This is a genomic window from Streptomyces sp. NPDC051576, from assembly GCF_040681835.1.
Classification (GTDB): domain Bacteria; phylum Actinomycetota; class Actinomycetes; order Streptomycetales; family Streptomycetaceae; genus Streptomyces.
This window is the reverse complement of the sequence record NZ_JBFAZO010000002.1, coordinates 189,929-206,778: the sequence shown is the minus strand read 5'-3', so window position 1 is coordinate 206,778 and position 16,850 is coordinate 189,929. Positions and strand designations below refer to the sequence as shown.

Genomic DNA, 16,850 nt, shown 5'->3' with positions numbered 1-16,850 from the left:
GTCACTCAAGGTGGACGAGGTCCGCCTCAGTGTCGATGTCGTACGGCTTGGCCGCATCCCCGCACTCGACGAGCGCGACCGCGTCCGCGTGCGCCTTGAGGTAGGCACGCGCCCCCCGGTCCCCGGTCGCGCTCTCGGCGATCCCGGCCCAGTGCGCGGCCCCGAAGAGCACCGGATGGCCGCGTACCCCGTCGTAGGCGGCCGAGACCAGCGACTCCGTCGACCGGTACCCGGCGAGCACCCGCGCCACCGCCTCCGCGCCGATGCCGGGCTGGTCGACGAGCGACACGAGCGCCGCCCGCGCCCCCGTGCCGGCCAGCGAGTCGAGCCCGGCCCGCAGCGAGGACCCCATGCCCTGCTCCCACTCCGGGTTTTCGACGACCACACAGCCGGTCAGCTCCGCCCGCTCCCGTACGGCGTCGGCCCGCGCTCCCAGGACCACATGGACGCGGGTGAGGCCGGCCGCGCGCAGGACCCCGACCGCGTGCTCCACGAGGGGCCGCCCCCGGTGCTCCAGCAGCGCCTTGGGCCGCCCGCCGAGCCGCCGGCCGCCCCCGGCGGCGAGCAGCAGCCCGGCGACCGTGTTTTCGACGTCCTCGTTTCGCGTCATACGTCCTGCATACCTGACCCGACCGGCCCGCATACCCGACCCGGCGGCGACCGCACCGAATCCTCAGACTTAATTTCGGTCCGTTCGGTGGCGCACCCCGCACCGGGTGGCGTTTACTGGCCCGCGTCCCTCGGTGCCCGACCAGTGTCGCGGGGTGCGCGGCGGGATCACAAAGTTCTTGCGCACGACGACGTGCGAGGGGGGAGAGCTGTGTTGCGGAGCTTGGGGCAGAGGCCGGTGACCAGCAGTGACGAGGACCCGAGGGTGGCGGAACTGCGGACCGCGGTGTCCCGCCTGCGCCGCGAACTGGCCGCGCATCCGGCCGAGTTCCCGGACCGTGTCATCGCCGAGGACGAACTCGCGGCACTGGCCGCGATGGCCCTCAGCGGCTGCCCGGAGATTCCCCGACTGCGCCGCTCCCTGCTCCTGATCGCGGGCGCGATCGGCTCGGTGAGCGCACTCTCCCGCGGGCTGACCGAGGTCCGCGCCGCAGTGGACCTGTTCGGCCAACCGCGCGGCGGGCAGGGCTAGTTCAGCAACCGCAGTGCGCTCACGCCGGGTTCTGGCTGGCCAGTGCCTCCGACAGTTCGCCGGCCACCTGCTGCAGCACCGGCACGATCTTGTCGGTCGCCGACTCGGTGACCCGGCCCGCCGGGCCCGAGATCGAGATCGCGGCGGCGGTGGGGGAGTCGGGCACGGAGACGGCGAGGCAGCGCACGCCGATCTCCTGCTCGTTGTCGTCGATCGCGTAGCCGAGGCGGCGCACGTCCTCCAGCGCCGCGAGGAAACCCTCGGGCGTGGTGATCGTCTTCTCGGTCGCGGCGGGCATGCCGGTGCGGGCGAGCAGGGCCCGCACCTCGTTGTCCGGGGTGTTGGCCAGCAGGGCCTTGCCGACACCGGTGGAGTGCGGGAGCACGCGTCGGCCGACCTCGGTGAACATGCGCATCGAGTGCTTGGACGGCACCTGTGCCACGTACACGATCTCGTCGCCGTCGAGCAGCGCCATGTTCGCGGTCTCGCCGGTCTCCTCGACCAGCCGGGCCAGATAGGGGCGGGCCCAGGTGCCGAGCAGCCGGGACGCGGACTCGCCCAGGCGGATCAGCCGCGGGCCCAGCGCGTACCGGCGGTTGGCCTGCTGGCGGACGTAACCGCAGGCCACGAGGGTGCGCATCAGACGGTGGATGGTGGGCAGCGGCAGGCCGCTGCTCGCGGACAGCTCGCTCAGGCCGACCTCGCCACCCGCGTCGGCCATCCGCTCCAGCAGGTCGAAGGCGCGCTCAAGTGACTGCACGCCACCCGTGGCGGACTTGGTGGAGTCGGTGGTGCTGACGCTGGACGGCGGCACGGCGCGTTCCTTTCGGCACGGGCGGGAAGGGCTGAAGCCTACCCGGGGACCGGTTGACTCCCTGCCTGTGCGTAGCTACGTTCTGCTTGCCGGAATTCTAATTCCGCTTTGTGGAAACGTCCAGAGTGTGTGCGTCGGGTGCATCGTGGAGAAGTGTGCCCTTGACGGTGCGGGGGCGGGAGTGAAGACTCCTTCAACAGAACGTTGAATTCCGTAGAGAAGGGGTTCGGGTGTCCGACGCTGAACTGGTGGTGCGTTCCACGCGTGTCATCACCCCCGAGGGGACCCGCGCCGCGACGGTCGCGGTCGCCGGCGGGAAGATCACGGCCGTCCTCCCGTACGACGCCCAAGTGCCGCCCGGAGCACGGTTCGAGGACTTCGGCGACGACGTCCTGCTGCCCGGCCTGGTCGACACCCATGTGCATGTGAACGACCCCGGCCGCACGCACTGGGAGGGCTTCTGGACCGCCACCCGCGCGGCTGCGGCCGGCGGCATCACCACCCTGATCGACATGCCGCTCAACTCCCTCCCGCCGACCACCACGGTCGACAACCTCCGTACGAAGCAGGAGGTCGCCGCGGCGAAGGCCCACATCGACGTCGGCTTCTGGGGCGGCGCCCTGCCCGACAACGTCAAGGACCTGCGCCCGCTGCACGACGCCGGGGTCTTCGGCTTCAAGGCGTTCCTGTCCCCGTCCGGTGTGGACGAGTTCCCGCACCTCGACCAGGACCAACTCGCCCGTTCCCTGGCCGAGATCGCCGGGTTCGGCGGCCTGCTCATCGTGCACGCCGAGGACCCGCACCACCTCGAAGCGGCCCCGCAGCAGGGCGGCCCCAAGTACGCCGACTTCCTCGCCAGCCGGCCGCGCGACGCCGAGGACACCGCCATCGCGGGGCTCATCGCACAGGCCAAGCGGCTCGACGCGCGCGTGCACGTCCTGCACCTGTCCTCCTCCGACGCGCTGCCGCTGATCGCCGCCGCCAAGGCCGAGGGCGTCCGCATCACCGTCGAGACCTGCCCTCACTACCTCACCCTCACGGCCGAGGAAGTCCCGGACGGCGCAAGCGAGTTCAAGTGCTGCCCGCCCATCCGTGAGTCCGCCAACCAGGACCTCCTGTGGCAGGCCCTGGCCGACGGCACCATCGACTGCGTCGTCACCGACCACTCGCCGTCCACGGCCGACCTCAAGACCGCCGACTTCGCCACCGCGTGGGGCGGCATCTCCGGCCTCCAGCTGAGCCTCGCGGCGGTGTGGACACAGGCCCGCGAGCGGGGCCACGGCCTTGAGGACGTCGTCCGCTGGATGTCGTCAAGAACCGCCGCGCTGGCGGGACTTGACCACAAGGGCGCCATCGAGGCGGGCCGCGACGCCGACTTCGCCGTCCTCGCGCCCGACGAGACGTTCACCGTGGACCCGGCCGCCCTCCAGCACCGCAACCGCGTCACGGCGTACGCCGGAAAGACCCTCAGCGGTGTCGTGAAGTCGACCTGGCTGCGCGGCGAACGCATCGTGCTGGACGGCGAGTTCACCGACCCGAAGGGACAACTCCTGGTCCGTACCGCCTGATCCGCCCCCTCCGTACCCGCAGCGGCCCACTCCCGAAAGGCAGAACGTAGTGACGGCGCAGGATCGATTTCCTTTGGCTCGTTTCACCGGCGACGCGAACCCCTATGGAGGCGGTGACCCGTACGCGGACTACCGCACGGCCGACTTCCCCTTCACCCAGTACGCCAATCTCGCCGACCGGCAGCTCGGCGCCGGTGTCATCGCCGCCAACGACGAGTTCTTCGCCCAGCGCGAGAACCTCCTGGTGCCCGGGCCCGCCGAGTTCGACCCCGAGCACTTCGGCCACAAGGGCAAGATCATGGACGGCTGGGAGACCTGTCGCCGCCGCGGTGCCTCGGCCGAGCACCCCTGGCCGACGGCCGAGGACCACGACTGGGCACTGGTCCGGCTCGGCGCCCCCGGCGTCATCCGGGGCATCGTCGTCGACACGGCCCACTTCCGCGGCAACTACCCGCAGGCGGTGTCGGTCGAGGCCGTCGCGGTGCCCGGCTCCCCGTCCCCCGAGGACCTGCTGTCCGACGACGTCAAGTGGACGACCCTGGTCCCGCGCACGCCGGTCGGCGGCCACGCGGCGAACGGTTTCCCCATCGCCGTCGAACAGCGCTTCACCCACCTCCGCGTCAACCAGCACCCCGACGGCGGCATCGCGCGCCTGCGCGTGTACGGCGAGGTCGTCCCCGACCCCCACTGGCTGGCGGCCCTGGGCACCTTCGACGTCGTCGCCCTGGAGAACGGCGGCCGGGCCGAGGACGCCTCCAACCTCTTCTACTCGCCCGCCACCAACACCATCCAGCCCGGCCGGTCCCGCAAGATGGACGACGGCTGGGAGACCCGCCGCCGCCGCGACCAGGGCAACGACTGGATCAGCTACCGCCTGGCCGCGCAGGCCGAGATCCGCGCCGTGGAGATCGACACGGCATACCTGAAGGGCAACAGCGCGGGCTGGGCATCGGTGTCCGTACGGGACGGCGAGACCGGCGACTGGACCGAACTCCTCCCACGCACCCGTCTCCAGCCCGACACGAACCACCGCTTCGTCCTCCCGGCCCCCGCGATCGGCACGCACGCACGCGTGGACATCTATCCCGACGGCGGCATCTCCCGGCTGCGACTGTTCGGCTCCCTGACGGAACAGGGGGCCTCGGCACTCGCGGCCCGGCACCAGGAACTGGGCGGCTGAAACCGATGCCCCTCTGGGCATTGGCCTCTCCCACGCCTCTGGATCGCCGGACGGGCATCATCCAGCCCGTCCGGCGTTTGAGGACAAGGCCCCTGCAGAGCCGAAGCCGGAGGCCTACGCCGCGTGTCCGCCGTCCACCGCGAACTCCGCCCCAGTGACGTACTCCGCCCCCGCCAGATACGCGACCATCGACGCCACTTCGTCCGCCGTCCCGAACCGCCCCAGTGCCGTCATCGCCGCCTGACCGGCCGCGAATGGCCCGTCCGCAGGGTTCATGTCGGTGTCCGTCGGCCCGGGATGCACGATGTTGGCCGTGATGCCGCGCCCGCCCAGCTCGCGGGCGAGCGCCTTGGTCAAGCCGATCAGCGCCGCCTTGCTCGTCGCGTACAACGTCCCGCCGGGCCCGGGCACCCGCTGGGTCATGCAGGTGCCGATCGTGATGATGCGGCCCCCGGACGTCATCCGCGCGGCAGCCGCCTGCGAGGTCAGGAACACTCCACGGACGTTGACGTCCAGGACCCGTTCCACGTCGGTGAGGGACAGCCCGTCCAGCGGACCGAGGACACCCACTCCCACGTTGTTCACGAGTACGTCGAACCCGCCCAGCGCCTCCGCCGCGCGGTCCACCGCCCCCGCCGCCTCGGCCACGTCTGCGGAGTCCGCGCGCAGGGCGACCGCCCGCCGCCCCAATGCCTCCATCTGTCCTACGACGTCCACCGCCGCCTCCTTGCCGTCCAGGTAGGTGACGGCCACGTCCGCACCGTCCCGTGCCAGCCTTAGCGCCGTGGCCGCACCGATGCCGCGACTGCCGCCGGTGACCAGGGCGACCTTGCCGTTCAGAGTTCCGTAGGTCGTTGTCATGGGCCCATCTCAGCGGTCGGCGCCCCCGGGTGCTGGCGGTGAACGGACACCGACGTCCCGCGGTCGGAACTGATTCCGCGTCCTCCGGCGTTCTCACTGTCGTGACTCTTCAGCAAGAAATCGTCGGCAACGCCATGCAGATGGCGGTCGTCAACCTGAACCCCGGCCAGACCGTGTACTGCGAAGCCGGAAAGTTCCTGTTCAAGACGACGAACGTGACCATGGAAACCCGCCTGAGCGGGCCGTCGAGCGGCGGCCAGCAGCAGGGCGGCTCAGGCGCCGGAGGCATGGGTGGCATGCTCCGTCAGGCCATGGGCACGGCCATGCAGGCCGGTCAGCGCATGCTCGCCGGCGAGTCGCTGGCCTTCCAGTACTTCACCTCCCAGGGCGGCGAGGGCACTGTCGGCTTCGCGGGCGTGCTCCCCGGTGAGATGCGCGCCCTGGAGCTGGACGGCACGCGCGCGTGGTTCGCGGAGAAGGACGCCTTCGTCGCCGCCGAGTCCAGCGTCCAGTTCGGCATCGCCTTCCAGGGCGGCCGCACCGGCATGAGCGGCGGCGAGGGCTTCGTCCTGGAGAAGTTCACCGGGCACGGCACGGTGATCATCGCCGGCGCGGGCAACTTCATCGATCTGAACCCGGCCGACTTCGGCGGCCGCATCGAGGTCGACACCGGCTGCGTCGTCGCCTTCGAGGAGGGCATCCAGTACGGCGTCCAGCGCATCGGCGGCCTCAACCGCCAGGGCCTGATGAACGCCGTGTTCGGCGGCGAGGGCCTCTCCCTGGCCACCCTGGAGGGCAACGGCAGGGTCATCCTCCAGTCCCTCACCATCGAGAGCCTGGCCAATGCCCTGAAGAAGGCCCAGGGAGGCGACAAACAGGGCCCGACCGGCGGCCTGTTCTCGACCCACGCGGGATGAGCCGCCGTAGCGCCGACCGATGAGTTGCGGGGGCCCGAGGGGTCTGAGCTGATGACATCATCGGCCCCCGCACCAGGAAGCAGGCACCCGACATGGGCAAGCTCGTCTCCACCATCTTCGTCACCCTCGACGGCGTCTACCAGGCCCCCGGCGGGCCGGAAGAGGACCGGCGCGGCGGCTTCCAGCACGGCGGCTGGAGCTTCGTGTACGGCGACGAGGACTTCGGCCGGTTCGTGGTCGAGGTCTTCGACCGCTCCGGCGCCTATCTGCTCGGCCGCCGTACGTACGACATCTTCGCCTCGTACTGGCCGCTCAAGACCGACCCCGCCGACCCGATCGCGTCCAAGCTCAACGCCCTGCCGAAGTACGTCCCCTCGGCCACCCTCACCGACCCCTCCTGGGCCGGCACCACCGTCCTCCGCGGCGACCTCGCCAAGGAGGTCACCCACCTCAAGGAGCGCACCGAGGGCGAACTCCAGGTGCACGGCAGCGGCGCCCTGGTGCGGTCCCTCCTCACGCTCGGCCTCCTCGACACGATCCACCTGGTGACCTTCCCGGTCGTGCTCGGCAGCGGCCTGCGCCTGTTCCCCGAGGGCACCGCCCCCATGGCCTTCCGCCGCACGGACGGGCGCATCACCAGCACCGGCGTCTCCATCCAGTCGTACGACCTGGCGGGCAGCCCGCAGTACGGCTCGTACGCGGACGAGGACGCGGGCGCCGAAAACGCCTAGTCGGCGCGGGGCCGCGCCGGTACGGTGATCGTCCGCGTGGGAGCCGCCGCTGTCTCCACCCCTTTGTTGGAGACCGGGAGAGCCGCCCGCATGTCCTCGATCGCCGTACCGCGCGCCGTCGCGCCCCGCCGCACCTGGCAGACCGACCTGCCCGTCCTGCTGGTCGCAGTGGTCTGGGGGGCCAGCTATCTCGCCGCCAAGGACATCACCACCACCCGCACGGTCCTCGCCGTCCTCGTGCTGCGCTTCGCCCTCGTGCTGCCCGTCCTCGCGGTCGTGGGCCACCGCTCGCTGCGCGCCCTGACCGGAGCCCAGTGGCGCGGTGCGGGCCTGCTCGGGCTGATCCTCGCCGGGATCTTCCTCCTGGAGACGTACGGCGTCGTCCACACCTCGGCGACCAACGCGGGCCTCATCATCAGCCTCACCATGATCCTCACCCCGCTCGCCGAGGCCGCCGTGACCCGCACCCGGCCCTCCCGCGCCTTCCTCGGAGCCGCCGCGCTCTCCGTGGTCGGCGTGCTGCTCCTGACCCAGGGCGCCGGCTTCACCCGCCCATCCCTCGGCGACCTGCTGATGCTGCTCGCGGCCCTCGCCCGGACCCTGCACGTCCTGACCATGTCCCGGGTGAAGTCCGTCCGGGGCGCCGACGCGCTGTCCCTGACCACCGTCCAACTCGGCGCCGCCGTAGCGGTGTTCGCGCTGCTGTCGGCCGGCGCCGACACCACGCCGTGGGCGACGGCCGCGAACTTCGGGGTGCGCGAGTGGGCCGGGCTGCTGTTCCTGTCGGTGTTCTGCACCCTGTTCGCGTTCTTCGTCCAGATGTGGGCCGTACGCCGGACCTCTCCCTCCCGGGTCAGCCTGCTGCTCGGCACCGAGCCTCTGTGGGCCGCCGCGGCCGGTATCGCGCTCGGCGGCGAGCGGCTCGGCGCGTTCGGGCTGGCGGGCGGCGTACTCGTCCTTGTGGGGACGGCGTGGGGACGCGGGGCCGCACGTTAACTCCCGGAAAACTCATCGGACTTGACGGGAAAATCTCCGCGGTTGTCATTGACATGCCACTATCTACGCGCGTCATCATGGGGCCATGAGATTCCCCCCACGCGCCACTCGAATCGGCACCGCAGCCGCTCTCCTGTCCGCCCTGCTCGTGGGCGGCACCGTCTCCGCCACCACGGCGGACGCCGCTGTCGGCAGCATCTGCTACACCAAGCTGCCGTCCCAGGCCTACGACACGCTCGACCTGATCGCGTCGGACGGCCCCTTCCCGTACTCGCAGGACGGCGTCGTCTTCCGGAACCAGGAAGGCGTCCTGCCCAGCCAGGCGTCCGGCTACTACCACGAGTACACGGTCATCACCCCCGGTGCGTCCACGCGCGGAGCGCGTCGCATCGTCACCGGTGAGAAGACCCAGGAGGACTACTACACCTCCGACCACTACGTCACCTTCAACCTGATCAACTTCGGCTGCTGAGCCGACCGACCGGCTGCACCACCGCTCGCCCCTCGCCCCGCGGCTCCCCCCACGTTCCCTGGCCGCGGGGCGAGGCATGTCCGCCGAAAGTCTGCGACCGCGCGACTTTGGTCGCCGATCCCCGTCGCGATGCGGTGCCTGGGCCCGGCGCCGCATAGATTTGTCGACCGTGACCGATGACAGGACCGCGCAGGTACCGCCGGCGTTCGCGGGGCGCCGCTGGCTGCTGCCGTCCGCCGTGGCCGACCAACTGGATCCCGACGTCGAACGCCGCGGACGGCCCCGTCGTACCGCACGCGACTGGGTCGTCGACGTCTGCTGCTTCCTGCTGGCCGTGCTCATCGGGCTGGCGGCCGCGCAGACCCTCAGGAACGACACCGGGACCTCGCACTCCCTCGCCGTCATTGACCAGTTGTTCGGGGTCCTCGCCTGCGGCGCGGTGTGGGTGCGCCGGCGCTGGCCGGTCGGACTGGCCGTCGCGATGATCCCCGTCGGCCTCGTGTCGAACACGGCCGGTGGCGCCGCCATGGTCGCCGTCTTCACCCTCGCGGTGCACCGACCCTTCCGCTACGTCGCCTGGATCGGCGGCATCCAGCTCGTACTGGCCCCGTTCGTCTTCTGGCTGCGCCCGGACCCCGATCTGCCGTACGCCGGCGCGGTCGTCTTCACCGAGCTGCTCACCCTCACCGTCATCGGCTGGGGCATGTTCGTCCGGTCCAAGCGGCAGCTCATGCTGAGCCTGCGCGACCGCGCCCGGCGCGCCGAGACGGAGGCCGAGCTGCGCGCCGAACAGGCCCAGCGGCTGGCCCGCGAGGCCATCGCCCGCGAGATGCACGACGTACTGGCGCATCGGCTGACCCTGCTGAGCGTGCACGCGGGCGCGCTGGAGTTCCGCCCGGACGCGCCCCAGGAGGAGGTCGCGCGGGCCGCCGGCGTCATCCGGGAGAGCGCCCACGAGGCGCTCCAGGACCTGCGGGAGATCATCGGCGTGCTGCGCGCGGGCGAGCCCGACGACACTGGCCGCCCGCAGCCCACCCTCGGCGCCCTGGACGCGCTGGTCACCGAGTCCCGCGAGGCCGGCATGAAGGTCACCCTCGACAACCGGGTCACCGACCGGGCCGCGGTCCCCGCCTCGATCGGCCGCACCGCCTACCGCATCGCCCAGGAGGCCCTCACCAACGCCCGCAAACACGCCCCCGGCACGGAGGTCACGGTGACGGTCACCGGCACCCCGGGCGACGGCCTCGTCATCGCCGTGCACAACCCGCCCCCGGAGGGCGAGGTCCCCCATGTCCCCGGCTCCGGCCAGGGATTGATCGGCCTGACCGAGCGGGCGACACTGGCGGGCGGCCGCCTGGAGCACGGCCCGCAGGGCGGGGGGTTCCGGGTGCGGGCGTGGCTGCCGTGGGGGTGAGGGCCGCGCGGCTTCAACGGTAACTCCCTTTCCGGACAAGGGGGCGACCGTGGTTACGTAACCCCATGACTGCGATCAGACTGCTCCTCGTCGACGACGACCCGCTGGTGCGGGCCGGGCTGTCCTTCATGATGGGTGGCGCCGCCGACATCGAGATCGTCGGTGAGGCCGCCGACGGCGGTGAGGTCGAGGAACTCGTCGACCGGGTCCACCCGGACGTCGTCCTCATGGACATCCGGATGCCGTCGGTGGACGGACTGACCGCGACCGAACGGCTCCGCACGCGCGGCGACGCGCCGCAGATCATCGTCCTCACCACCTTCCACGCCGACGAACAGGTGCTGCGGGCCCTGCGCGCGGGCGCCGCCGGTTTCGTCCTCAAGGACACCCCGCCCGCCGAGATCCTCGACGCGGTACGCCGGGTCGCGGCCGGCGATCCCGTCCTGTCACCCGCGGTCACCCGCCAGTTGATGGAGCACGCCGCCGGCACCGCCACCGACACCCGTCGGGCACGCGCGCGTGAGCGCATCGCCGCCCTGGGCGACCGCGAACGCGAGGTCGCCGTCGCCGTGGGACAGGGCCTCGCCAACGCCGAGATCGCCGCCGGCCTCTTCATGAGCGTCGCCACCGTCAAGACCCACGTCTCGCGCATCCTGGCCAAGCTCGGCCTCAACAACCGCGTGCAGATCGCCCTGTTGGCGTACGACGCGGGCCTGCTCGAAGAGGACGGGGGAAGCGGGCACTAGCGGTCGGTGCCGGGCGTTCTCACTGCACTGGGAGATCTCGGGGGATCGTCCGGGAGGGGGCAGGCATGACCGACGTGATCGATCTGGGGGAGTACGGCGAGGAGTTCAGGCGGGACCCGCATCAGGTGTACGCCATGCTGCGGAAGTCGGGCCCGGTGCACCGAGTGCGGCTGCCGGAGCCGGACGAGCACCACGTGACCTGGCTGATCGTCGGGTACGAGGAGGCCCGCGCGGCGCTGACCGACCCGCGACTGGCCAAGGACGGCAGCAGGATCGGGATGACGTTCCTCGACGAGGAGCTGATCGGCAGGCACCTGCTGACCGTCGACCCACCGCACCACACCCGCCTGCGCGGGCTCGTCACCCGTGCGTTCACCATGCGCCGGGTCGAGGAACTGCGCCCGCGCGTCCAGCAGATCACCGACGAACTGCTCGACGCGATGCTGCCGCTCGGCCGCGCGGACCTCGTCGACTCGCTCTCCTACCCGCTGCCCATCACCGTGATCTGCGAGCTGCTCGGCGTCCCCGAGATCGACCGCGCGGAGTTCCGGAAGCTGTCCACGGAGGCGGTCGCGCCCACCAGTTCGGGCAGCGAGCACGACGCGTTCGTACGGCTCGCCGAGTATCTCGGCGACCTGATCGAGGACAAGCGCCGCGCCGGCCCGAGCGGGGACCTCCTCAGCGACCTGATCCGCACCACCGCCGAGGACGGCGACCGGCTCTCCCCGCAGGAACTGCGGGGCATGGCCTTCATCCTGCTCATCGCCGGCCACGAGACGACCGTCAACCTCCTCACCAGCGGCATCCACGCCCTGCTCACCCACCCCGGTCAACTCGCCGCCCTGCGCGCCGACATGACCCTCCTGGACGGCGCGATCGAGGAGATGCTGCGCTACGAGGGCCCGGTGGAGAACGGCACGTTCCGTTTCGCCGCCGAACCCCTGGACATCGCCGGCACCTCCATCGGGAAGGGCGACCCGGTCATGGTCGGCCTGACCGCCGCCGACCGCGACGGGGACCGCTTCCCCGCCCCGGACCGCTTCGACATCCGCCGCGACGCACGCGGCCACCTCGCCTTCGGCCACGGCATCCACTACTGCCTCGGCGCCCCCTTGGCCCGCCTCGAAGCACGCACGGCGATCCGCACCCTGCTGGAGCGCGCCCCCGGCCTCGCCCTGGACGGCCCGCCCGGTGACTGGCTCCCGGGCATGCTGATGCGCGGGATGCGCGCACTGCCGGTGCGCTGGTAGAACGGCCGCACCGCACGGCCGTAGCGCCGTGAAAGCCGTAGCAGCCGCTGGAGGCGCGCCGTCGTGACCGCACCCGTCGAGTTCGACCTGGACATGGCCCGCAAGGCCCTGGAGAGCCAGCCCTTCAGCAGGCTGCTCGGCGCGCGGCTGAGTGCCTTCGGGGACGGTGCCGCCACGCTGGAGATCGACATCAGGGAGGACCTCCACCAGCAGAACGGCTTCGTGCACGGCGGAGTCCTCGCCTACGCCGCCGACAACGCGCTCACCTTCGCCGGCGGCGCGGTCCTCGGTCCGGCGGTCCTCACCGGGGGCCTCACCGTCCAGTACGTCCGTCCGGCCACCGGCCGCACCCTGCGCGCCCGCGCCGAGGTCGTCCACGCGGGCCGCCGCCAGGCCGTGGTCCGCTGCGACGTCCTCGCGGTCGCCGACGACGGCACGGAGACGCTGTGCGCGGTCGCCCAGGGCACGGTGCTGCCGGTCCGAACCCCCTGAGGAGAGCCGTAGATGCTGCGCACCGCCGAGATCACCGCGGAGCTGACCGGACGGACGACCGGCGACAACTCGCACAAGCTGCACTGGAGTCCACGACTGGAGTTCAGCGTCGACTGCTTCGTCTGCGAGCGGACCGGCCGCACCCAGATCTACGAGTGCGGGGCCGAACGGGCCCGGTGCTCCGGCAGCCGCAGCGGTTTCCCGAGCCACTTCACGGCCGGCCGGATCACCGCGTACGACACGACCGAGGGCGCGGAGCGGCTGGCCCTGCGTGCCCTGGTCGACTTCTGGTGGGCGCCCTTCCAGGATGTCCGCCACGACCGTCCCGCCATGGCCCCGACCAGCCACCCCTGGGTGCGACTGCACCTCGGCTCCTACTGCCCCGAGGGGACGGAGGCGGGCAAGCACAGTGTGCAGACCAACCTCCTGCGGCCCGGCGAACTCCGGTGCGCGCACTGCGAGTCGGTGATCGCCAGGGACGTGACCACCCCGGCGGTACGGCTGCTCAACTGAGGGCGTACCCGCCCGCGATCTCGCCGAGCCGGACCGGTCTTCGCTCGCGCCGGGACACGTCGCACGCCTCGGCGATCCGCAGTGCCTGGACGGCCTCGCGGCCGTCGCACGGGTTGGTGCGCTGGCCGACCACGACCTCGACGAAGGCGATCAGCTCGGCCTCGTAGGCGGGCGCGAAGCGCTCCAGGAAGCCGGTCCACGGCTTGGTCGCGGCCGGCGGCCCGGTGGGCTCGGTGGACGCGATCGGGGTGCGGTCGTCCAGGCCGACCACGACCTGGTCGAGTTCTCCGGCCAGCTCCATGCGGACGTCGTAGCCCGCCCCGTTCAAGCGTGTCGCCGTCGCCGTGGCGAGTGTGCCGTCGTCCAGTGTGAGGACGGCCGCGGCGGTGTCGACGTCACCGGCCTCGCGGAACATCGCGGGCCCGGCGTCCGACCCGGCCGCGTACACGTCGACGACCTCGCGGCCGGTCACCCAGCGCAGCATGTCGAAGTCGTGGATCAGGGTGTCCCGGTACAGGCCGCCGGAGATCGGCAGATAGGCGGCCGGGGGCGGCGACTGGTCGGAGGTCATCGCCCGCACGGTGTGCAGCCGTCCCAGCCGGCCCGAGCGCACCGCCTCCCGGGCGCCGGTGTAGCCCTTGTCGAACCGGCGCTGGAACCCCATCTGAAGGATCGTTCCCGCCGTCTCGACCTCGGCGATCGCCTGCAGGGAACCCGGCAGATCAAGCGCGATGGGCTTCTCGCAGAACACCGGGAGGCCGGATCGCGCCGCCCTGCCGATTAATTCGGCGTGCGCCGAGGTCGCCGTAGTGATCACCACGGCGTCCACGCCCCACTTGAAGATCTCCTCCGTGCTCGGTGCCGCCGTTTCGCCCAGCCGGTTGGCCAGCTCCTGGGCCCGTGCCGGGTCCACGTCCGTGAGGATCAGCGAACCGACCTCGCGATGACGGCTGAGGGTCCTGGCATGGATGGTCCCGATGCGGCCCGTACCGATGACTCCGATGCGCATGGGAACAAACTGAGGGCCGACCAGGCACGCTGTCAATGCGTATGTCCGGACAATCGAACTACATCACTTCCCGTCAACCATTCACAGAGCTACGCTCGGCCCGTGCCGAAACCAGATGTGGACCCGAGAGTGCCGCTCGAACTCAGCGTGGACCGGAGCAGCCCGGTGCCGTTGTACTTCCAACTGTCCCAGCAGTTGGAGGCCGCGATCGAGCACGGCTCGCTCACCCCGGGCAGCCTGCTGGGCAACGAGATCGAGCTGGCCGCGCGGCTCGGCCTGTCCCGGCCCACGGTCCGCCAGGCCATCCAATCCCTGGTCGACAAGGGCCTCCTGGTGCGCCGCCGGGGCGTCGGCACCCAGGTCGTGCACAGCCAGGTCAAACGCCCGCTGGAACTCAGCAGCCTCTTCGACGACCTGGAGGCGGCCGGTCAGCGCCCCGCCACGAAGGTCCTCGTCAATACCGTCGTCCCGGCGTCCGCCGAGGTGGCGGCGGCACTCGGCGTGGCCGAGGGCAGCGACGTGCACCGGGTCGACCGACTCCGTCTCGCGCACGGCGAGCCGATGGCGTACCTGAGCAACCACCTGCCGCTCGGACTGCTCGACCTGGACACCGCGCAACTGGAGGCCACCGGTCTGTACCGGATGATGCGCACCGCCGGGATCACCCTGCACAGCGCCCGCCAGTCCATCGGCGCCCGCGGCGCCACCGCGGAGGAGGCGGAGCGGCTCGCCGAGTCCGAGGGGGCCCCGCTGCTCACGATGCAGCGCACCACGTTCGACGACACGGGCCGCGCGGTCGAGTTCGGCAGCCACACCTACCGGCCGACCCGCTACTCGTTCGAGTTCCAGCTACTGGTACGTCCCTGAGTGCGGGGGTTTGACAGGCCGCATCAGTCGTAATGTCAGGACAATAGGACCGCGCGGTGCCGCAACGAAGTGCGGGGCCCTGTCCTCCCCCGTACGGCACCCGTCCCGACGGTGAGGCAGAATCGGGGCTGATGAGCACCTACGGCAATTTCAGCGCCCCCATAGGCTCCCGCCGCGCTCCCGCGCTCCGCACCGTCGGCACCCGGGAGCGCCGCTCGCACCTGACGGCACCCCGTGTGCCCACGGTCGGCATCGACATCGGCGGGACCAAGGTCATGGCGGGCGTCGTGGACGCCGACGGCAACATCCTGGAGAAGCTCCGCACGGAGACCCCGGACAAGTCCAAGAGCCCCAAGGTCGTCGAGGACACCATCGTCGAACTGGTCCTGGACCTGTCCGACCGGCACGACGTGCACGCGGTCGGCATCGGCGCGGCCGGCTGGGTCGACGCCGAGCGCAACCGCGTCCTGTTCGCGCCCCACCTGTCCTGGCGGAACGAGCCCCTGCGCGACCGCCTCGCCGGCCGCCTCGCCGTGCCCGTCCTGGTCGACAACGACGCCAATTCCGCCGCCTGGGCCGAGTGGCGCTTCGGCGCCGGCCGCGGCGAGGACCACCTCGTCATGATCACGCTCGGCACCGGCATCGGCGGCGCGATCCTGGAGGACGGCCAGGTCAAGCGCGGCAAGTACGGCGTCGCCGGCGAGTTCGGTCATATGCAGGTCGTGCCCGGCGGTCACCGCTGCCCGTGCGGCAACCGCGGCTGCTGGGAGCAGTACAGCTCCGGCAACGCGCTGGTCAGGGAGGCTCGCGAGCTGGCCGCCGCCGACTCCCCGGTGGCGTACGGGATCATCGAGCACGTCAAGGGCAACATCGCCGACATCACAGGCCCGATGATCACCGAGCTGGCCCGCGACGGCGACGCCATGTGCATCGAGCTGCTCCAGGACATCGGCCAGTGGCTCGGCGTCGGCATCGCCAACCTCGCCGCCGCCCTCGACCCGTCCTGCTTCGTGATCGGCGGCGGTGTCTCGGCCGCCGACGATCTGCTGATCGGCCCCGCGCGGGACGCCTTCAAGCGCCAGCTCACGGGCCGCGGCTACCGCCCCGAGGCCCGCATAGTGCGCGCCCAGCTCGGCCCCGAGGCCGGCATGGTCGGCGCCGCCGACCTCGCCCGCCTGGTCGCCCGCCGCTTCCGCCGCGCCAAGCGCCGCCGGGTCGAGCGGTACGAGCGCTACGAGCGGTTCGCGGAATTCCGGCGCGGCAGCCAGGACACCGCATGACCGCATCGCTGCCCCGCCAGGCCGCCCCCCGCGACGAGCCGCCCCGACCACCCGAGGACCCCCGCCACAAGGCCCGCCGCCGGGCGCTCACCCTGCTCATCATCGTGCTGCTCATCGGCGTACCGGCCGGCTACTTGGTGATCTCCGCCAACCAGAGCCGCAACAGCGGCAAGGACAAGGAGGACAAGTACTCGGCGACCGGCCTCACCGAGGGCTGGCCCTCCAAGGTGCAACGGCGCCTCTACCAGGTACCGGTTCCGCACCCCGCGGAGAAGGTCGCCTTCTACGAGACCAACAACTGGAAGACCAGCCGCCTCTACGTCCAGTTCGAGACCACCGACGCCGGCCTCGACACCTTCCTCGCCGGGATAAACGTCGACCGGGACACGCTGAAGAAGAACGACATCACCATCAGCGACCGCGACCAGAAGATCACCGGCTGGAAGTTCACCGGCCCCGGCCCCTGGTGGGGCGTCGTCAACAAGCAGAAGGACCCGGCCCCCACCCAGGACATCGTGGTGAACCTGTCCGACCCGAAGCTCCCCATGGTCTACGTCGTCTCCCGCACGGTTCCCTAGCAGGGCGGCCCCGGCCGGTCG

At 71.4% G+C, this 16,850-nt stretch carries 19 protein-coding genes; 15 read left to right on the top strand and 4 right to left on the bottom strand.

Annotation, left to right across the window (positions count from 1 at the left end):
• Position 1 precedes the first annotated feature (1 nt).
• The gene (locus tag AB0M63_RS06850; protein ID WP_355907006.1) at positions 2 to 610 is read right to left on the bottom strand and encodes a nucleotidyltransferase family protein; all 609 of its coding nucleotides are present in this window, start codon (positions 608 to 610) and stop codon (positions 2 to 4) included.
• Between the two features lie 210 nt (positions 611 to 820).
• Between AB0M63_RS06850 and AB0M63_RS06845 the strand changes: the two genes are divergently transcribed.
• Positions 821 to 1,141: a DUF5955 family protein gene (locus tag AB0M63_RS06845; RefSeq protein ID WP_355907003.1), complete on the top strand. Its 321-nt coding sequence runs from the start codon at positions 821 to 823 to the stop codon at positions 1,139 to 1,141.
• 19 nt (positions 1,142 to 1,160) lie between these two features.
• Here AB0M63_RS06845 and AB0M63_RS06840 read toward each other — a convergent pair whose 3' ends face one another.
• Positions 1,161 to 1,955, bottom strand: a complete 795-nt coding sequence (locus AB0M63_RS06840) for an IclR family transcriptional regulator (RefSeq protein ID WP_355907000.1) — start codon at positions 1,953 to 1,955, stop codon at positions 1,161 to 1,163.
• Positions 1,956 to 2,185: 230 nt separating this feature from the next.
• On the opposite strand from AB0M63_RS06840, the gene allB reads away from it, so the two are divergent.
• Both allB and alc read left to right on the top strand, forming a co-directional pair.
• Positions 2,186 to 3,523 carry an allantoinase AllB gene (gene allB / locus AB0M63_RS06835; protein ID WP_366018655.1) on the top strand — a complete coding sequence of 446 codons (1,338 nt, stop codon included), beginning with the start codon at positions 2,186 to 2,188 and terminating at the stop codon, positions 3,521 to 3,523.
• A gap of 49 nt (positions 3,524 to 3,572) precedes the next feature.
• On the top strand, positions 3,573 to 4,703 hold the full coding sequence (alc, locus tag AB0M63_RS06830) for an allantoicase (RefSeq protein WP_366018654.1): 1,131 nt from the start codon (positions 3,573 to 3,575) through the stop codon (positions 4,701 to 4,703).
• Positions 4,704 to 4,817: 114 nt separating this feature from the next.
• Here alc and AB0M63_RS06825 read toward each other — a convergent pair whose 3' ends face one another.
• Complete coding sequence (locus tag AB0M63_RS06825) at positions 4,818 to 5,564, bottom strand: SDR family oxidoreductase (protein ID WP_366018653.1); 747 nt, start codon at positions 5,562 to 5,564, stop codon at positions 4,818 to 4,820.
• Positions 5,565 to 5,665: 101 nt separating this feature from the next.
• Between AB0M63_RS06825 and AB0M63_RS06820 the strand changes: the two genes are divergently transcribed.
• From AB0M63_RS06820 to AB0M63_RS06780, 9 genes are all read left to right on the top strand, one after another.
• The gene (locus AB0M63_RS06820) at positions 5,666 to 6,481 is read left to right on the top strand and encodes an AIM24 family protein (RefSeq protein ID WP_355906988.1); all 816 of its coding nucleotides are present in this window, start codon (positions 5,666 to 5,668) and stop codon (positions 6,479 to 6,481) included.
• 92 nt (positions 6,482 to 6,573) lie between these two features.
• The gene (locus tag AB0M63_RS06815; RefSeq protein WP_366018652.1) at positions 6,574 to 7,212 is read left to right on the top strand and encodes a dihydrofolate reductase family protein; all 639 of its coding nucleotides are present in this window, start codon (positions 6,574 to 6,576) and stop codon (positions 7,210 to 7,212) included.
• 90 nt (positions 7,213 to 7,302) lie between these two features.
• Positions 7,303 to 8,208, top strand: a complete 906-nt coding sequence (locus tag AB0M63_RS06810; protein WP_366018651.1) for a DMT family transporter — start codon at positions 7,303 to 7,305, stop codon at positions 8,206 to 8,208.
• 85 nt (positions 8,209 to 8,293) lie between these two features.
• Entirely contained in the window at positions 8,294 to 8,680 is a 387-nt protein-coding gene (locus AB0M63_RS06805; protein ID WP_355906979.1) for a ribonuclease domain-containing protein, read from the top strand.
• Between the two features lie 160 nt (positions 8,681 to 8,840).
• Positions 8,841 to 10,094, top strand: a complete 1,254-nt coding sequence (locus AB0M63_RS06800) for a histidine kinase (protein ID WP_366018650.1) — start codon at positions 8,841 to 8,843, stop codon at positions 10,092 to 10,094.
• A 65-nt stretch (positions 10,095 to 10,159) separates the two neighbouring features.
• Positions 10,160 to 10,840, top strand: a complete 681-nt coding sequence (locus AB0M63_RS06795) for a response regulator transcription factor (protein ID WP_366018649.1) — start codon at positions 10,160 to 10,162, stop codon at positions 10,838 to 10,840.
• Positions 10,841 to 10,905: 65 nt separating this feature from the next.
• Positions 10,906 to 12,090, top strand: a complete 1,185-nt coding sequence (locus AB0M63_RS06790; RefSeq protein WP_366018648.1) for a cytochrome P450 — start codon at positions 10,906 to 10,908, stop codon at positions 12,088 to 12,090.
• A 93-nt stretch (positions 12,091 to 12,183) separates the two neighbouring features.
• A complete protein-coding gene (locus tag AB0M63_RS06785) occupies positions 12,184 to 12,582 on the top strand; it encodes a PaaI family thioesterase (protein ID WP_355907428.1) in 399 nt (132 codons plus the stop codon).
• 12 nt (positions 12,583 to 12,594) lie between these two features.
• On the top strand, positions 12,595 to 13,095 hold the full coding sequence (locus AB0M63_RS06780; protein WP_366018647.1) for a hypothetical protein: 501 nt from the start codon (positions 12,595 to 12,597) through the stop codon (positions 13,093 to 13,095).
• Here the strand turns inward: AB0M63_RS06780 and AB0M63_RS06775 are convergent.
• Entirely contained in the window at positions 13,088 to 14,104 is a 1,017-nt protein-coding gene (locus tag AB0M63_RS06775; protein WP_366018646.1) for a Gfo/Idh/MocA family oxidoreductase, read from the bottom strand. The two genes, AB0M63_RS06780 and AB0M63_RS06775, sit on opposite strands and share 8 nt — an antisense overlap.
• A 129-nt stretch (positions 14,105 to 14,233) precedes the next feature.
• Between AB0M63_RS06775 and AB0M63_RS06770 the strand changes: the two genes are divergently transcribed.
• From AB0M63_RS06770 to AB0M63_RS06760, 3 genes are all read left to right on the top strand, one after another.
• Positions 14,234 to 14,971, top strand: coding sequence for a GntR family transcriptional regulator (locus AB0M63_RS06770; protein ID WP_355907425.1), 738 nt, complete (start codon positions 14,234 to 14,236; stop codon positions 14,969 to 14,971).
• Positions 14,972 to 15,102: 131 nt separating this feature from the next.
• On the top strand, positions 15,103 to 16,251 hold the full coding sequence (locus AB0M63_RS06765; protein ID WP_355906964.1) for an ROK family glucokinase: 1,149 nt from the start codon (positions 15,103 to 15,105) through the stop codon (positions 16,249 to 16,251).
• Positions 16,248 to 16,829, top strand: coding sequence for a sugar kinase (locus tag AB0M63_RS06760; protein ID WP_366018645.1), 582 nt, complete (start codon positions 16,248 to 16,250; stop codon positions 16,827 to 16,829). The genes AB0M63_RS06765 and AB0M63_RS06760 overlap by 4 nt, the downstream gene beginning before the upstream one ends.
• Positions 16,830 to 16,850 lie beyond the last annotated feature (21 nt).